Annotated in this window: 16 protein-coding genes; 7 read left to right on the top strand and 9 right to left on the bottom strand. The window is 74.0% G+C overall.

Features of this window, described 5'->3' with window-relative positions:
• Positions 1-23: 23 nt before the first annotated feature.
• From AB0M92_RS00780 to AB0M92_RS00805, 6 genes are all read right to left on the bottom strand, one after another.
• Complete coding sequence (locus AB0M92_RS00780; protein ID WP_366099938.1) at positions 24-773, bottom strand: spherulation-specific family 4 protein; 750 nt, start codon at positions 771-773, stop codon at positions 24-26.
• Positions 761-1,819 carry an NAD-dependent epimerase/dehydratase family protein gene (locus AB0M92_RS00785; RefSeq protein WP_366099939.1) on the bottom strand — a complete coding sequence of 353 codons (1,059 nt, stop codon included), beginning with the start codon at positions 1,817-1,819 and terminating at the stop codon, positions 761-763. Before AB0M92_RS00785 ends, AB0M92_RS00780 begins: the two co-directional genes overlap by 13 nt.
• A gap of 159 nt (positions 1,820-1,978) precedes the next feature.
• On the bottom strand, positions 1,979-2,878 hold the full coding sequence (locus tag AB0M92_RS00790) for a hypothetical protein (protein ID WP_366099940.1): 900 nt from the start codon (positions 2,876-2,878) through the stop codon (positions 1,979-1,981).
• A complete protein-coding gene (gene pelF, locus AB0M92_RS00795; RefSeq protein WP_366100325.1) occupies positions 2,875-4,728 on the bottom strand; it encodes a GT4 family glycosyltransferase PelF in 1,854 nt (617 codons plus the stop codon). The genes AB0M92_RS00790 and pelF overlap by 4 nt, the downstream gene beginning before the upstream one ends.
• Before the next feature lie 262 nt (positions 4,729-4,990).
• Entirely contained in the window at positions 4,991-6,589 is a 1,599-nt protein-coding gene (locus AB0M92_RS00800) for a DUF3152 domain-containing protein (RefSeq protein ID WP_366099941.1), read from the bottom strand.
• Between the two features lie 5 nt (positions 6,590-6,594).
• Positions 6,595-7,611, bottom strand: coding sequence for an alpha/beta hydrolase (locus AB0M92_RS00805; RefSeq protein ID WP_366099942.1), 1,017 nt, complete (start codon positions 7,609-7,611; stop codon positions 6,595-6,597).
• Positions 7,612-7,773: 162 nt separating this feature from the next.
• Between AB0M92_RS00805 and AB0M92_RS00810 the strand changes: the two genes are divergently transcribed.
• From AB0M92_RS00810 to AB0M92_RS00825, 4 genes are all read left to right on the top strand, one after another.
• Positions 7,774-7,989, top strand: a complete 216-nt coding sequence (locus AB0M92_RS00810; protein WP_366099943.1) for a hypothetical protein — start codon at positions 7,774-7,776, stop codon at positions 7,987-7,989.
• Positions 7,990-8,125: 136 nt separating this feature from the next.
• Positions 8,126-8,782: a TetR/AcrR family transcriptional regulator gene (locus tag AB0M92_RS00815; protein WP_030153469.1), complete on the top strand. Its 657-nt coding sequence runs from the start codon at positions 8,126-8,128 to the stop codon at positions 8,780-8,782.
• 145 nt (positions 8,783-8,927) lie between these two features.
• Entirely contained in the window at positions 8,928-9,155 is a 228-nt protein-coding gene (locus tag AB0M92_RS00820; protein ID WP_048478250.1) for a DUF3107 domain-containing protein, read from the top strand.
• 135 nt (positions 9,156-9,290) lie between these two features.
• On the top strand, positions 9,291-9,590 hold the full coding sequence (locus AB0M92_RS00825) for a hypothetical protein (RefSeq protein WP_366100326.1): 300 nt from the start codon (positions 9,291-9,293) through the stop codon (positions 9,588-9,590).
• A gap of 122 nt (positions 9,591-9,712) precedes the next feature.
• On the opposite strand, the gene AB0M92_RS00830 is transcribed toward AB0M92_RS00825, so the two are convergent.
• A complete protein-coding gene (locus AB0M92_RS00830; protein WP_366099945.1) occupies positions 9,713-10,471 on the bottom strand; it encodes a ferritin-like fold-containing protein in 759 nt (252 codons plus the stop codon).
• 492 nt (positions 10,472-10,963) lie between these two features.
• Here AB0M92_RS00830 and AB0M92_RS00835 point away from each other — a divergent pair, with 492 nt between their 5' ends.
• The 3 genes from AB0M92_RS00835 to AB0M92_RS00845 all read left to right on the top strand — a co-directional run bounded on the left by AB0M92_RS00835 (position 10,964) and on the right by AB0M92_RS00845 (position 14,304).
• The gene (locus AB0M92_RS00835) at positions 10,964-13,078 is read left to right on the top strand and encodes a DEAD/DEAH box helicase (protein ID WP_366099946.1); all 2,115 of its coding nucleotides are present in this window, start codon (positions 10,964-10,966) and stop codon (positions 13,076-13,078) included.
• A gap of 120 nt (positions 13,079-13,198) precedes the next feature.
• Positions 13,199-14,056 (top strand): alpha/beta hydrolase, encoded by an 858-nt coding sequence (locus AB0M92_RS00840; RefSeq protein ID WP_366099947.1) that lies wholly within the window; start codon positions 13,199-13,201, stop codon positions 14,054-14,056.
• A gap of 95 nt (positions 14,057-14,151) precedes the next feature.
• Entirely contained in the window at positions 14,152-14,304 is a 153-nt protein-coding gene (locus tag AB0M92_RS00845; protein ID WP_099889616.1) for a hypothetical protein, read from the top strand.
• A gap of 85 nt (positions 14,305-14,389) precedes the next feature.
• On the opposite strand, the gene AB0M92_RS00850 is transcribed toward AB0M92_RS00845, so the two are convergent.
• Together AB0M92_RS00850 and AB0M92_RS00855 are read right to left on the bottom strand one after the other, a co-directional pair.
• A complete protein-coding gene (locus tag AB0M92_RS00850) occupies positions 14,390-14,995 on the bottom strand; it encodes a MarC family protein (RefSeq protein ID WP_366099948.1) in 606 nt (201 codons plus the stop codon).
• Between the two features lie 81 nt (positions 14,996-15,076).
• Complete coding sequence (locus AB0M92_RS00855; protein WP_366099949.1) at positions 15,077-15,943, bottom strand: PHP domain-containing protein; 867 nt, start codon at positions 15,941-15,943, stop codon at positions 15,077-15,079.
• Positions 15,944-16,000: the final 57 nt, after the last annotated feature.

Consider the following 16,000-nt stretch of genomic DNA (forward strand, 5'->3'; position numbering starts at 1 on the left):
CCGTAACACTGCCACGCCCTTCTTCATTCCGAGACACCCGGTCCGATCTGCGAGACGATTTCGTCCCAGTACGCGGGCATCGAGGCCCACGGATCCCGGCCGCCGGCGTCGCCGCGGTCGGTGAACCAGATCGTGCCGGCGCCCTGCCAGCGGGCGATCCGCACCGCCTCCTCCAGGTGCGAGCGCGGCACTCCGTGGACCAGGTGGCAGAAGCGCTCGGGCGGGTGCTCGGCGGTCCACTCCGCCACCTGCGACCAGCGGTAGTCGGCCCACGCCCCGGAGAAGGTGACCAGTTGGTCGGCGGCCTCCGCGTAGCCCTCGTACGGGTGCGTGCCGTGTCCCAGCACGATGCGAAGGTCCTCGCCGAGGCCGCGCAGGGTGTCGACGACCCGGCGCACGGCGGCCAGCTCGGCCCGGTCCGCCGGGGCCCCGGCCAGGTAGAAGCCTCCGACCCGGTACCAGTCGAGGAAGCGGTGGGCGTCGGAGACCAGCTCACCGAACGAGCGCGATCCGTCTCGCATCGCGAGATGGCCGAGCACGGTCCCGCCGGCCTCCCGGACCTTGCCCGCGGCCTCGGTGCAGTGCGGGTCGGGTCGGCCTCCCGGCCCGTCCGTGACGTTGAGCACCGTCCAGTGCAGCGGGGTCCCGGGCCGGGTCAGCTCGGCCCACTCGACCCGCGCGAGCAGCGGGTGCGCGTAGCCGGGGACGCCGAGGCCGAGGCGGCCGGCCTCGGTCGCGGCGGCCGCCGTGGCCGCGGTCGTCAGATGCGGCACGCCGCCTCCATCCAGATGTCCGCGAGGGACTCCTCCAGGCCGATCCGGGGCCGCCAGCCCAGCCGGTCGCGGGCCGTGCGCACGTCGGCCTGCTGCCAGGCGCCGCAGCCGTCCGGGTAGGGGTACGGGGGCGTCGCGGTGCCGGCGAGCTGCTCGGCCGTCGCCTCGGAGCGCGGGGAGCCGATGGCGGCGAGCCCCGGCCGGCCGGGGCCCTGGTGGCCGTGGCCGTGCCCGGCCGCGAGACCGTGGACCGGCCCGTGGCCGTGCCCCTGACCGTGCTGGCCCTGCTGCGGTACGTCCAGCTCGTGCAGGGCGCCTCCGTAGCCGGCGACCCGGGCCAGCACCGCCGCCGCGTCGCGCAGCCGGACCGCGCGCCCGGTGCCGATGTTGACGACGCCCTGTGCGGCGGAGAGCGAGGCGGCGTGCACGGCCCGCGCCACGTCCCGCACGTCCACGAAGTCGCGCTGGACGCCGAGACCGCTGAGCTTGAGCTCGCCGTCCCCGTTCTGCATCGCGCGGCGCATGGCCTCGGCGAGCCGGCCGAGCGGGGATCCGGCGGGGGTACCGGGCCCGACGGGCGAGAAGATCCGCAGGACGACCGCGTCCAGCCCCGACCCGAGCACGAGCTCGGTGGCGGCCAGCTTGCTGACGCCGTACGGTCCGCCCGGTCTCGGCACGGCGTCCTCGGCCGTGGACGACCCGGGCTGGCTGGGCCCGTACTCGGCGGCGCAGCCGAGCTGGACGAGCCGGGCACCGCAGCCGCTGCGGCGCAGGGATTCGCAGATGGTGGCCACGGCGACGGTGTTGTGCCGGGTCAGCTCCCGGGCCCCGCCGCGGGTGGCCCCGGCGCAGTTGATGACGACGCCGGGGTGGACGGCGTCGAGGAACCGGGTGAGGGCGCCGGGGCTGCCGGTGGCGAGGTCGAAGCGGACGTCCGCGTCGTCGCCGCGGCCGAGCGCGGTGAGCTGGACGGCGGGGTCGGCGAGCAGCCGGTCGGCGACGTAGCGGCCGAGGTATCCGTTGGCTCCGATCAGCAGCACCCTCATCGCGCGGCCCCTTGGTTGGTTGGCTGGCCGGTCATCCTGTGTCTCCTTGGTCGATGGGCGGGGGGGGTCGGGGGTGGGGGCAGGGGGATAGGGGGGCGGGTACGGCGCCTCGGCGACCGCCACGGAGGGCGGAGGCGGACGGGCAGGGGCCGGCCGGGCTCAGGGCCGGGCGTGCGCGGACGCCCGGGACAGCGCGAGGACGGCGTGTACGAGGAGCCCGGCCGCGGCGGCGGGAACCGCCAGCGGGGTCGGGACCAGGGCGAGGGCCAGGGCTGCGGCGACGGGCCCGCGCGGAGCCCCGTGCCCGAGCAGCAGGCGGGCCAGGAACAGCAGTACGGCGAGCGGTACGGCGACGCCGAGCGGGGTTCCGGCCAGCGCGGCCGCCCCCGCGGCGGCCGCTCCGAAGGCCAGGACGGCGGCGGCGAGCAGCGGCCGGGCCCGGTCGGCGAAGTCCTCCAGAGCCCGGCTCCCGGCGAGCCGGGCCCGGGCGCGGGCGGCGAACCCGGCGCCGACCAGGTGCCCGGGGGCCGCGGCCAGGGCGAGGGCGACCCCGAGCGGCGTGCCGTGGCGGTACACCGCCCAGCCCACGGCGACCGCGGCGAGCAGCAGCACGGCGTACGGGAACCGCCCGGCGGCGGCGCCCCGCCCGGGCCTGGCGGGCCACACGAGGGCGGCCACGGTGGCGAGCACGGCGGCGGCCCCGGCGAACGGCGCCCCGGCGGCGGCCGCCCCGAGCGAGAGGGCGCCGGGGAGCACGGCGCAGCCGAAGCCCCGTAAGGCCCGGGCGTCGGAGGGCCGGGTGGCGCGGGGCGCGGCCGGTTCGTCCCCGCGCGGGGTACGGGCGTAGAGCTCCTCGGCGAGCGAGAACACGTCCCGGTGCCGAAAGCGCGCGGCGGTGCGGTCGGTGATGCCCTGCACCTCCAGCCCGGCGGCGATCTCCAGCGGGTCCACGGCCCGCTCGCACAGTGCCCGGTGGCGGTGCAGCAGCGTCTTGACGGGGTCCCCGGCGGCCCTGCGGCGGGGGGCCGGGGCGACGGGGGCGGCTTCGTCCAGGGTCATACGGTCGCCTCCGTGGCCGTGGTGGTGGTCGTACTCGGGGTCCTCGGGGCGCTCGGAGCACTCGGGGTGCTCAGGGCGCTCGGGGTCTTCGCGGAAGCCGGGCCCGGACCCGGTGCCGGGGCCTCGGCGGACCCGGACCCGGACCCGGCACCTGCACCGGAGGCACCCGAAGCACCGGAGGCACCGGAGGCACCCGAAGCACCGGAGGCACCCGAAGCAGCAGCGGAGGCCGCCCCCGGCTCCGCCCACGAAGGGCTCGTCCAGTGCCCCGGAACCCGGGCCTCCAGGGGCTGTTCGAACGGGACCCCGCCCTCTGCCCGGGCCGGTCCGCGGGCCAGCAGCTGGAGGTAGATCTCCCGGAAGGCGGCCACGTTCTGCTCGACGGTGAAGAGCTCCAGGGCCCGCGCCCGGGCGGCCGCGCCCAGCCGGTGCGCCCGCTCCGGATCGCGCAGCAGCGACAGGCAGGCGTCGGCCAGTGCCCGCGGGTTGCGCGGCGGAACGACCAGGCCCGTACCCCCGATGACCTCACATACGGCGCCGACGTCGGTGGAGACGGTGGCCCGGCCGCAGAGCATCGCCTCGGCCAGTGTGATCGGGAACCCCTCGATCACGGAGGACAGCACGACCACCCGCCCGGAGCCGTACGCGTGGGCCGGCGTGGGGGCATCGGGGCCACCGATCTCCTCGAAGGTGACGGGGTTCTCCCCCACCGTGACGGCGTCGGCGGCCTCGTCGGGGAAGAGCTGCGCGGCGAGCGAGCGGCAGTCGGCGAGGTAGCCGGGGACCACGGCGGTCGCGAAGATCCGCAGCCGGGTCTCCGGCGCGGCCCGGCGCACTTCGGCGAAGGCGTGCAGCAGCGCGATCAGGTCCTTGGCGGGCTCTATCCGGCCGACCCAGACCAGGGTGTCGGGGTCCCCGCGTTCGGGGTCCTCGCCGACGGTGGCGAATCGGTCCGCCTCCATCCCCGGGTACACCGTCCGCAGCCGGTCACGGGTGGCGCCGCAGCGCTCCTGCCAGCGCCGGGCGTGCGCGTTGCCGGGGGTGAGGAGGTCGGCCTCGGCGTAGATCTCGGTGGCCAGGCGCATGTGGAACGCCGCCAGCAGGGCCCGTACGGCGGGCCGCGGAGCGGCCCCCGGGCCGCCGGCCGCGCCGGTCGCCCCCGGGGCCGCGGCGGGGTCCGCCGCGTGCTCCAGGTAGTGGGCCCGCAGCTGGACCCCGTACTCCGTGACCAGCAGCGGGACCCCGAAGAAGCGTTTGGCCAGCAGGCCGGGGAGCGCGGCGATCCCGCCCGCCGCCGCGTGGCAGACGTCCACCTCGCGCAGGTCCTCGTACCAGTCGAGGGACAACGGCCGCAGCAGTCGCTCCAGTTCGTCGACGAAGTCCAGCAGGTCGGCCACCTGGGCGCGCTGTACGGAGCGGCGCGCGCCGGGCGCCCGGCAGCCGGACTCCACCGCCCGCACCGCGGTCTCGGAGCGCAGGGCCGCGTACATCCCGCCCTGTTCCCGGGCGAGTTCGGCCAGTCCGTACAGTCCGGAGGCGAAGGACTCGGGCGCCGGCTCGCCCGCGCAGATCCCGCGGACCAGTTCCTTGAAGCTGTCGGCGAAGCGCCGGCGCTCACGCCGGGAGTACGTGCGTCCGTCGTCCGCCGGGGCCCAGAGCGGGGCGGTCCAGACGCGGGTGACGTGTTCGGGAAGGACGACGCGGCCGCGCTCCTCCTGCTCGGCGCTGCGGCTCAGCGCGTAGAGCTCGAACTCGTGCTGCGGCAGTCCGCGGACCAGCCGGTCGCACCACAGCCGCGCTTCTCCCGTCGCATACGGATAACCACCTTCCGTGAGCAGTCCGATCCGCACGAGTGGCACCCCCGATCTCCCGTTCAGGCGGTCGCCGTGGTCCGGTGACCCGCCGCGGGAAACTCAAGCGGATATGCCGAAGGCGCGACGGACGGTTGTCCGTCGCGCCACCGGAAGGGGTGAAGAGTCGTAACTTTCGCCCACGGCCCGCGTTCGAGCGCGCTAGAAAGGGCCTGCGGCCCTCGTGCCCCAGACGCCTCCGACGCCCCGGGCGTCCCCCCAAGGCCGTTGCGGAGAACCCCCGTTCCGCATCCGCCCCAGGTCAACCCCCGGGGAACACCCACGGGTTGGGCTTGCACTGGATCCCGCTGATGTTGAGGGACTTCGTCTGCTGCTGCATGATCGGCGCGAGCGCGCCCGGGGTCTGGCAGTTCACGTGTCCGTGCCCGAGCCGGTGGCCGACCTCGTGGTTGATGAGCATCTGCCGGTACGCGAACATCTGGTCCGCGCCGTACGTCGTCGAGCCCTGCGCCCAGCGGAACGCGTTGATCATGACCCGCTCGGTGCTCGCCGAGTCACAGCTGACGTTGTCGACGGTGGTGTCCAGATCGGACTTCGCGCACCACACACCGGTGGTCCCCGGGCTGGCCAGCGTGATGACGAAGTCGGCCTCGCCGCCCGGCACCCGCTCGAAGGTCTTCGTCCCGCCGTGGCCCCAGCTGCGGTCGTCGTTGAGGGTGCGGTGGACGGCCTCGGCGAACAGCTGCGCGTCCAGGCCGAGCCCCTGCTCCACGTCGACCCGGTAGCGGATCTTCTTGCCCTTGCCCGGCGCCGGAGCCACACCGGGGACGGTGTCGAAGGCGCCGGACCCCTTGAGCTTCTCGTCGATGGGGAACCGCTGGGCCATCTTCTGCTCGTACGACAGCTCCACCGCGGGCGCGGCCGGAGCGGCGGAAGCGGCCGGGGTCGCCCGGCCGTCGGAGCGGGAGGCGGCGGACTTGCCGGAATCGGCGCGCTTCTGGGCGCCGCCGGCGGCGCTCGCGGTGGCGGAGGAGCCACTGTCTCCGTCGCCGGCCATCTGCACGGCGACGACGACGGCGAGCGCGGTGGTCACGGCCGCGGCGGCCATCCCCGCGTACGTACGGACCTTCCGCCCGCGCCCGGAGGCGGGCGGCTCCTCGTCGGGAGCGGCAGGGGCGGGGGCGGGGGCGGCGGGGGCCGCGGGCCCGGCCGGTGCGACGGGAGCGGCCGGGGCCGCGGCGCTCGCCGTCATCGGCGTGCGCGGCCCGGGCACCCGGCGGTGCGAGCCGGTGGAGGTCAGGGGGTCGGCCGCGGGCTGAGGGAGGGTCACCTGCGGGAAGCCGACCGCGGGGGTGCCGAAGGCCGGGGTGTCGGTGTCCGGTACGGCGGCGGCCGAACGCCGCGGCCGCGGAACGCCGCGCCAGTCCCCGTACACCGCGTCGGACTCCCCGCCCCAGGCCCCGCCGGGCTCGCGCTGCTCGGGGTGGCCGCCGCGGGGCTCCTCGTACGCGCAATACCCGCCGGAGGGCCACTCCTCCTCGTGCGGCCGGTGCTCCTCGTGCGGCCGGTGCTCCTCGTGCGGCCGGTGCTCCTCGCGCGGCCGGTGCTCCTCGTGCGAACGGCGGCCGTCGCCGTAGGGGCGCTGCCCCTCGTACGGGCGGCGTCCCTCGAACACGGACCGCTCGGCCGCGGACCGCTCCGCGTACGCCGGCTGCTGCGCGTACGACGGCTGCTGCGCGTACGACGGGGGCTCCTCGTACGACGGCTGCTCCCCGTACGGGCGGCGGTCCTCGAAGAGGGACCGCTCCTCGTACGGGAGCGCCTGCGCGGGCTCCGCCTCCGGGGCCGGGCGGACAGGGGCGGGGGCCGGAGCGGGCCCCTTGCGACTATGTCGTCCCACGGTCCTCAGCCTCTGCCGTCTTCGGTATCTCGGATGTCAAGCGTGTCCGGCGTGTCGCGCGCGGCCGGACCGGTGTCGTGCAGCAGCTCCCGGAAGGCCTGCGCCACCACTTCGGGGTACTCCATCATCGCCACGTGCCCGGCCCGGGGCAGGGTCAGCAGCCGCGAGCCCCGGAAGGAGGCGGCCGCCTTCTGCGCCATACGGTACGAGACCAGTTGGTCCCGGCCACCGTAGACCAGCAGGGTCGGGGCGAGCACCCGCTGCGCCTGGCGCCACAGTCCGTGCTGCCCGCCGAGGGTGTACGCGTCGACGATGCCGCGCGAGGAGCGGGTCATCGCCTCCCAGAAGTACGGCAGGGCCATCCGCCGCTCCATCTCCGTGACGGCGTGCGCGAAGCCCTCCGGTGTCACCCGCGAGGGGTCCCCGTAGCAGAGGGCCGTCACCCCGCGGGTGCGCTCCTCGGCGCTCAGCCCGCGGGTGAGCCGGACGACCAGCGAGGCCATTCCGGGTACGGCGAGCAGGGCGGTCGGCACGGCCGACCTCTGCACGCGCAGCTCGGGCAGCGCGGGCGAGATCAGCGTGAGCGTGCGCACCAGGTCGGGGCGGACGGCCGCGACGCGGGTGGAGACGGCGCCGCCGAGGGAGTTCCCGAAGAGGTGGACGGGACCGCGGCCGGCGGCGTCGAGGTGCCGGATGACCGCGCGGGCCAGCGCCGTGATCGAGTAGTCCCGGTCGGCGGGTGGCGGGGACCAGCCGAAGCCGGGCAGGTCGACGGCCTCGCCGTCGACGCTGTCCTCCAGCTGTGCCATGAGGTCCGTCCAGTTCGTCGACGAACCGCCGAGTCCGTGGACGAACAGCGCGGGGGGCAAACCCGTGCGCAGCGGGGGCCGGGACCGGACGGCGAGCTCCAGTCCGGGCAGCGCCACGGTGCGCAGCTGCTCCCCCTCGGCGACGTGGACGGCTCCCACCTGGGGGGACGCTTCGGATGCGGATCGCACACCCGGCGGCTCGGTCGAAGACATGCGGCCAATGTTACGAGACGATCACGTCCGGACTCTTGTGTTCGGCGTCACAGATGCATGGGGATCCACGTAGCGGGGTATTCGCGATCCTCCTACGCTCATAGATGAGGCAGGCCACAGATGCGGCAGGCCCACGAGGGGCGAGGGAAGAAGGGGAGCCACATGACCGTCGACCCCGCAGAGCCGGAAACCTTCCAGGAGCGCTTCCCGGAGACCCTCGACGCCGAAGCGCCCGAGGCCGATGCGGCGGAACAGCTGGCCGAGTTGCAGCCGGACGACGACGACCGGGTCACCGGGGTGGACCGCGGCGAGGCCGCGGACGGGGACGCCGCCGAGCAGGCACGGGTGGTGACCCTGGACGAGGACGACTACCGCTGACCAGCGTCTCCGAGCGGTCTCGGGCGGTCCGTCAAGCGAGAAAACTCCGCTTGGACCCTACAGATTCGGTTACCGAAAAGTACGATGGCCGCGCGGCGCAGAGCGCACTGTGTTCTTAGAGAAAGTGGGAGGCGGCGTGACAGCCATCGAGCAGACGGAGGCAGCGCGTCCCCGGGGCACGCGACTGCCGCGCCGAGCCCGACGCAATCAGCTCCTGGGCGCGGCCCAGGAAGTCTTCGTCGCGCAGGGTTACCACGCGGCGGCGATGGACGACATCGCGGAGCGGGCCGGCGTCAGCAAGCCCGTGCTGTACCAGCACTTCCCGGGCAAGCTCGACCTCTACCTGGCGCTGCTGGACCAGCACTGCGAGGCCCTGCTGCTCGCCGTGCGCACGGCGCTCGCGTCGACGACGGACAACAAGCTGCGCGTGGCCGCGACCATGGACGCCTATTTCGCGTACGTGGAGGACGAGGGCGGCGCCTTCCGGCTGGTCTTCGAGTCCGACCTGACGAACGAGCCCGCGGTGCGCGAGCGCGTCGACCGCGTCTCGCTCCAGTGCGCCGAGGCCATCTCCGACGTCATCGCCGAGGACACCGGCCTGTCCAAGGACGAGTCGATGCTGCTGGCCGTGGGCCTGGGCGGGGTCTCGCAGGTCGTGGCCCGGTACTGGCTCTCCAGCGAGAGCCCGGTCGCCCGTGACACGGCGGTGGGTCTCCTGACCTCGCTCGCCTGGCGCGGCATCGCCGGATTCCCGCTGCACGGCACGGAGGGCGGCCAGGCCCCGCAGGCCTGACCAGGAAGACCTGACCGGGCGGCCCGGGCCCGGTGTTCGCTGCGAGCATGTCCGCAGCGCCGCATCCGGGTCCCCTCTCCGGGCTAATGTGGACCGGGTACGGCGCGGCTGATCGCGCACAACCGACCATCGGAGGGACAAAGCCGTGGAGGTCAAGATCGGCGTGCAGCACGCACCCCGGGAGATCGTGCTGGAGAGCGACTTGAGCGCCGAGGAGCTGGAGCGCGTCGTCACCGCCGCGCTGACCGGTTCGGAGCCGCTGCTGAGCCTCACCGACAACAAGGGCCGCAAGGTCCTGGTGCCGGCCGACCGCCTGTCCTACGTCGACCTGGGCGAGCCGAGCGTGCGCAAGGTCGGTTTCGGCGCGCTCTGACGCATCGCGACCGGCATTCGGCAGAACTGGGTGCAACGGCCCGGTGGTTGATTCCACCGGGCCGTTTCCCTTTCCTCCGCTTCGGGTAGGACCGCAGTGACCCGGTTTGCCCCTGACCTGCGGGAGACCCCCATGCTGCTGTTGGAAGTGCTCGGCTCCGCCCTCCTGGGCCTCGCCCTTGCCGGAGCGGCCCTGCGAGCGCTGGCGCAGCGGCTGCCCTCTCCGAGGATGGTGCTGGTCAGCGGAGTGCTGGGGGCGCTGTTCGGGGCCTGGCTGACGCAGTTCGCGCTCGGCCCGGGGCACAACACCCTCTTCGCGACCCTGGTCGGCTCGGTGCTGGTCTCCGCGGTGGTGCTGTCGCTGCTGCTGCGCCCCTCGACCGGCCGCCGGCGCTCATCGCGCCGGGCTCCGTTTTCACTCCCGTCGCAGGGCTGACCGGTCCTCCGACTGACCTGATCGAGATCCGTCCGCACTCCGTCACCTCGTACCTCGGCCCCGGCGCGGGATTCCGCGCCGGGGCCGAGGTACGAGGTACGAGGTACGAGGTGAGGACCGGATCAGGCGGCGAGGCCCAGGGCGGCCATGCGCTTGGTGTGCGCCTTGGTGATGCGGGTGAACATCTCGCCGACGGCCGCCAGGTCGAAGCCGGCCGCCATCCCGTCCACGCCGCCCACCAGCATCGTGGAGAGCGCGTCGCGCTCGGCGACCACGCGCTGCGCCTGCGAGAGCGCCTCGCCCATCAGCCGCCGGGCCCACAGCGCCAGCCGGCCGCCGCAGCGCGGGTCGGCCTCGATGGCGGCGCGGACCTTCTCGACGGCGAAGCCGCCGTGGCCGGTGTCGTCGAGCACGCTCACGACGAGGGCGCGGGTGTCGGTGTCCAGGTGGGTGGCGACCTCGCGGTAGAAGTCGCTGGCGATCGAGTCGCCGACGTAGGCCTTGACCAGGCCCTCCAGCCAGTCCGAGGGCGCGGTCTGGCGGTGGAAGTCGTCGACGCCCTTGGCGAAGGGCTCCATGGCGGCGGTCGGCTCGGCGTCGATCGCGGCGAGGCGGTCGCGCAGCCGCTCGAAGTGGTGGAACTCCGCGGAGGCCATCTTCGCGAGCTCGGCCTTGTCGTCGAGGGTGGGCGCGAGCTTCGCGTCCTCCGCGAGGCGCTCGAAGGCCGCGAGCTCTCCGTACGCGAGCGCTCCCAGCAGGTCCACGACGGCGGCCCGGTACTGCGGCGAGGCGGAGGCGGCCGCCCAGTCCTGGGCGGCGATCCCGGTCGCCTCGGCGGCGGCGCTGTCGTCGGAGGGCGATGCGTTTTCAACGGTCGACATGCTCCGCACAATAGCCCGCCGGAACCCCGCTCAAGGCACCGCATCAGGTCGCCAGTGGTCCGCCTAAACGCGACTACCAGGTGAATTCACCCGACACACCTGCGCGATTCCGGGGTACAGTGGTAATGCGCCTGCCGGATACTCGGCGGGCCATCCGAATGAGGATGCCCGGTCGGTGGCCCGATCGGCTCCACCCGACCGCCCTCGGCGTGATGCGTACGCACATGCGTACCGCCTCTCCACGAGGGGCCCCCTCAGCGGCACAAGCGCTTGAGCGAAGGCCAGTGGTCCCGCGCAGCTTCGCACGGCTCCCCCGAACCCGGGTGGGCGCACTACTGCAAGCCCGGCACGGTACGACCCCCCTCGCCGCCTCGCGCCGCGTCTCACAGAAGAGGCAGCACCCTGACTACGTTCCGAGACCTCGGGATCTTTCCCGAGACGGCCGAAGCCCTTGAGGCCGTCGGCATTGTGTCCCCCTTCCCGATCCAGGAGATGACCCTCCCCGTCGCCCTTTCCGGCACGGACGTCATCGGCCAGGCCAAGACCGGAACCGGCAAGACGCTCGGTTTCGGCCTTCCCCTGCTGGAGCGGGTCGTCGTCCCCGCGGACGTCGAGGCCGGCCGGGCCACGCCCGAGCAGCTCACCGACGCCCCGCAGGCCCTCGTCGTCGTCCCGACGCGCGAGCTGTGCACCCAGGTCACGAACGACCTGCTGACCGCGGGCAAGGTCCGCAACGTCCGCGTCCTCGCCATATACGGCGGCCGCGCGTACGAGCCGCAGGTCGAGGCGCTCAAGAAGGGCGTCGACGTGATCGTCGGCACCCCGGGCCGCCTGCTCGACCTGGCCGGCCAGCGCAAGCTGGACCTGTCGCACGTCAAGGCCCTCGTCCTGGACGAGGCCGACGAGATGCTCGACCTGGGCTTCCTGCCCGACGTCGAGAAGATCATCAACTACCTCCCGGCCAAGCGCCAGACGATGCTGTTCTCGGCGACCATGCCGGGCGCGGTCATCGGCCTGGCCCGCCGGTACATGACGCAGCCGACGCACATCCGCGCCACCTCGCCCGAGGGCGAGGGCGTCACCGTCGCCAACATCAAGCAGCACGTCTTCCGTGCGCACAACATGGACAAGCCGGAGCTCGTCTCCCGCATCCTGCAGGCCGAGGGCCGCGGGCTGGCCATGATCTTCTGCCGTACGAAGCGCACGGCGGCCGACATCGCCGAGCAGCTGGAGAAGCGCGGCTTCGCGTCCGGCGCCGTCCACGGCGACCTGGGCCAGGGCGCGCGCGAGCAGGCCCTGCGCGCGTTCCGCAACGGCAAGGTCGACGTGCTGGTGTGCACCGACGTCGCCGCGCGCGGCATCGATGTCGAGGGTGTCACCCACGTCATCAACTACCAGACGCCCGAGGACGAGAAGACCTTCCTGCACCGCGTGGGCCGCACCGGCCGCGCGGGCAACAAGGGCATCGCCGTCACGCTGGTCGACTGGGACGACATCCCGCGCTGGCAGCTGATCAACAAGGCGCTGGAGCTGGACTTCCACGACCCGGTCGAGACGTACTCCACGTCCCCGCACCTGTTCGAGGAAATGAACATCCCGGCCGGTACGAAGGGCATCCTGCCGCGCGCCGAGCGCACGCGGGCCGGCCTGAAGGCCGAGGACCTGGAAGACCTGGGCGAGACCGGCGGCCGCGGTGGCCGTGGCGGTCGCGGTGACCGCGGTGACCGCGGTCCGGCCGCCGCCGCGGCCCCGGCCGAGGAGCGCGGCGCCCGTACGCGCACCCCGCGCCAGCGCCGCCGCACGCGGGGCGGCAGCGAGCTCGGCGCCGAGACCGCCGCCGTGACGCCGGTGGCCGAGGCCCCGGAGGCTCCGGCCGGTGACGAGGCGCGCAAGCCGCGCCGCCGCCGGACGCGCTCGGTGACCACGGCTGCCGCCGCGGCCGCCGCCGTGGCCGAGCAGGCTCCGGTCGCCGCCGTCGTCGCTCCGGTCGCCGAGGTCGCCCCCGTCACCGTCTTCCCGGTCGCCGAGGCTCCGGCCGAGGAGGCCCCGGTCAAGGCCCGCCGGACGCGCACCCGCAAGGTCGCGGCCACCGCGGTCTTCGCGGAGCCGGCCTTCGAGCAGGCCCTGCCCGCCGAGCCGGTCAAGGCCGAGCCGGTCAAGGCGGAGCCCGTCAAGACAGAGCCGGTCCGTGCCCGCCGGGTGCCGACCCAGAAGCCCGTCCTCGCCCAGGTGACTCCCATCGCGGAGGCTCCGGCCGAGGAGGTCGTGGTCAAGGCCCGCCGGACCCGTGCCCGCAAGGTCGTCGACGCGGCCCCGGAGCCGGACTTCCAGGTGGCGCCGCCCGTGGAGCCCCCGGTCAAGGCCCGCCGCGGTGCCACCACCACCCGGACCCGCAAGGTCGCGGCGGCCGCTCCGGTCGCCGAGGCCGTCGCGGTGGCCGAGGAAGGGCCCGTGAAGCCGAAGCGCACGCGGGCCCGCAAGGCCGTCGCCGTCGCCGAGGCTCCGGTCGCCGAGGCCGTCGCGGTGGCCGAGGAGGCCCCCGTGAAGCCGAAGCGCACCCGCGCCCGCAAGGCCGCCGCTCCCGTCGTGGAGACCACGGAGGCCTGACCCCCCGCTGCGCCGTCCGGTGGCCCGGTCCCCTTCCGAGGGGGGCCGGGCCACCGGCGTGTCCGGGCCGCGCACACCGCCCCTACGCGCCGGTAACCCCGGGCCGGTAGCCTCTGGCCCATGAGCAAGCCGCCCCGCCTCACACTGCCCTCCGGTGCCCGCGCGTACCTCCTGTCCACCGCCCGCGGCGAGTTCGCCGTGCACGAGGCCGGCGAGCCGGTCCGCGGCACCGCCCTGCTGGTCCCCGGGTTCACGGGCAGCAAGGAGGACTTCATCGGCCTCCTGGAGCCGCTGGCCGCCGCCGGGTACCGGGTGGTCGCGGTGGACGGGCGCGGGCAGCACGAGAGCCCCGGTCCGCGCGAGGAGTCGGCGTACGCGCTGGAGGAGCTGGCGCGGGACGTGCTCGCCCAGGCCGCCGCCGTGGACGGGGGGCCGGTCCACCTGGTCGGCCACTCGCTGGGCGGGCTGATCGCGCGGGCCGCCGTACTGCGCGACGCGGCACCCTTCGCCTCCCTGACCCTGATGAGCAGCGGCCCGGCCGCGATCGCCGAGGAGCAACGGGAGCGCACGAAGCTGCTGGTCGCCGCGCTGGAGGCGATGCGCGAGGACATGCAGGGCGTCTGGACGGCGATGCGGTCCTTCGATCCCGAGGACGCGGTGCCCGACGCCCCCGAGCTCGCGGAGTTCCTGCGCGGGCGGTGGCTGGCCACGGTGCCGGAGCAGCTGATCGCCACCGGCCGGATCCTGGTCTCCGAGCCCGACCGGGTGGACGGGCTGAGCGCCGTGCAGCTGCCGAAGCTGGTGCTGTCCGGCGAGGTCGACTACGCGTGGCCGGTCCCGCTGATGGACGAGATGACGGAACGACTGGGTGCGGCGCGAGTGGTCGTGGCGGGGACGGAGCACTCCCCCAATGCGGAGGATCCGCAGGTCACGGCGGGTGCGCTGGCCTCGTTCTGGGGCTCCCACCCGCACGGTTAGTTAGGGAGTGAAAAAATTTCCTTAGCGTAGGGAATGTTTGCCTCTTACACTTCGTTGGAACAGTGCAAGGAGAACACTGACGAAGGGAGAAGCACATGCGCTTCGAGATTCTGCGCCTGGACGACGTCGACGGATCCGCCGTGGACAGCACCGTCGTGGACGCGGCCTCCGTCAACCGGATCGTGCAGCAGGCGGCCTCCGTGGGCCAGCGCATTCTGATCCGACCGGCCGAGAGTGCGTCCTCCTGACACGTCCGCACCACACACGTCGAACGCCCCCGCACCGGAATCGGTGCGGGGGCGTTCGCGTACGCGGGAGCCGGCCGGACGGCGGTCAGGCCGTGTGGATGACCTGGAGCACGCCGTTGATGATCTGCTGGACGGCGATCGCGGAGAGCATCATGCCGGCGAGGCGCGTCACGAGGACGACGCCGCCGTCCTTGATGACCCGGATGATCACCAGCGAGTAGCGCATCGCGGTCCACAGCACGAGGTGCATGGCGAGGATCGCGAGCCAGACGGAGACCTGCCCGCTCACCCCGTCCGCCTTCTGTACGGCGAGGATGACGGAGACGATCGCACCGGGACCGGCGAGCAGCGGCATGCCGAGCGGCACGAGGGCGACGTTCACGTCCTTGGTCTGCTTGGGCTCGTCGTTCTTGCCGGTGAGCAGGTCGAGCGCGATGAGCAGGAGCAGCAGACCGCCCGCGATCATCAGCGCGGGGACGGAGACGTGCAGGTAGTCCAGGATCTGCTGGCCGCAGATGCCGAAGACGGCGATGACGCCGAAGGCCACGCAGACGGCCTGCCAGGCCATGCGGCGCTGCACTTTGGCGGGTCGGCCCGAGGTCAGGGCGAGGAAGATCGGCGTGATCCCCGGGGGGTCCATAATCACGAAAAGCGTGAGAAATAGGGATCCGAAGACGGCGAAGTCGAACACAGTGATGCCTTGCAGGAGAGAGGGGTGTTTCGAAGAAAGGAAGAAGGGGCGGGCCGGCGCGCGGGCGCGCCGGGCGGCGCGTTACGCGCCGGGCGCTCCGCCGGCGCCCGGGACGGGGAAGGCCCCCGTCGCGCGGCGCGTGATCTCGCCGTAGATCTCGGGGTCGGTCGTGTACTCCCCGAGGCGGCACGTCTTGCGGCTGCCGTGGTAGTCGCTGGACCCGGTCGTGAGGAGTCCGAGGTCGCCGGCCAGGGCGCGCAGCCGCCCGCGGGTGTCGGTGTCGTGGTCCATGTGGTCCACCTCGATCCCGTCCAGGCCTGCGGACGCGAGCTCGGCCATCACGGACTCGGGGACGCACCGGCCCCGCTTGACGGCGGCGGGGTGGGCGAAGACGGTGACCCCGCCGGCCGCCTTGACCAGGCGGATGGCGTCGAAGGGGTCGAGCTCGTGCTTCTCGGCGTGCGCGCGCCCGCCGTCGGCGATCCAGTCCGGCGTGAAGGCATCGGACACGGTGGGGACGACGCCCAGCTCGACGAGCGCGGTCGCGATGTGCGGCCGCCCGACCGAGCCGTTGCCGGCGATCCGGGAGACCTGGTCCCAGGTGACGTCGACGCCGAGCTCCCGGAGCTTGCCGATCATGGCGTGGGCGCGCGGGGTGCGGTCGTCGCGGACGAGCTCCCGCTCGCGCGCGAGCTCGGGCTCCTCGGGGTCGAAGAGGTACGCGAGCAGGTGCATCCCGATGCCGTCGAGCCGGCAGGACAGCTCCATGCCGGTGACGAGGGTGAGCCCCGGCGGCAGCGCGGCGAGGGCTTCGGCGTATCCCCCGACGGTGTCGTGGTCGGTCAGCGCGACCACGTCGAGCCCGGCGGCGGCCGCGCCCCGGACCAGTTCCGCCGGGGTGTCGGTCCCGTCGGAGGCCGTGGAGTGGGCGTGCAGATCGATGCGCACGGCCGTTGCTCCAGGGGTCTCGCGGGTTCGGGGGGACACCCCAGGATACCGCCCGCC

This window comes from Streptomyces sp. NPDC051582 (genome assembly GCF_040681715.1).
GTDB lineage: Bacteria > Actinomycetota > Actinomycetes > Streptomycetales > Streptomycetaceae > Streptomyces.

Bases quoted from the DNA above. Each gene is read 5' to 3' on its own strand.
- AB0M92_RS00785 (WP_366099939.1), bottom strand. From the start codon at position 1,819: ATGAGGGTGCTGCTGATCGGAGCCAACGGATACCTCGGCCGCTACGTC.
- AB0M92_RS00790 (WP_366099940.1), bottom strand. From the start codon at position 2,878: ATGACCCTGGACGAAGCCGCCCCCGTCGCCCCGGCCCCCCGCCGCAGG.
- AB0M92_RS00805 (WP_366099942.1), bottom strand. From the start codon at position 7,611: ATGTCTTCGACCGAGCCGCCGGGTGTGCGATCCGCATCCGAAGCGTCC.
- AB0M92_RS00810 (WP_366099943.1), top strand. From the start codon at position 7,774: ATGACCGTCGACCCCGCAGAGCCGGAAACCTTCCAGGAGCGCTTCCCG.
- AB0M92_RS00830 (WP_366099945.1), bottom strand. From the start codon at position 10,471: ATGTCGACCGTTGAAAACGCATCGCCCTCCGACGACAGCGCCGCCGCC.
- AB0M92_RS00835 (WP_366099946.1), top strand. From the start codon at position 10,964: ATGACCCTCCCCGTCGCCCTTTCCGGCACGGACGTCATCGGCCAGGCC.
- AB0M92_RS00840 (WP_366099947.1), top strand. From the start codon at position 13,199: ATGAGCAAGCCGCCCCGCCTCACACTGCCCTCCGGTGCCCGCGCGTAC.
- AB0M92_RS00845 (WP_099889616.1), top strand. From the start codon at position 14,152: ATGCGCTTCGAGATTCTGCGCCTGGACGACGTCGACGGATCCGCCGTG.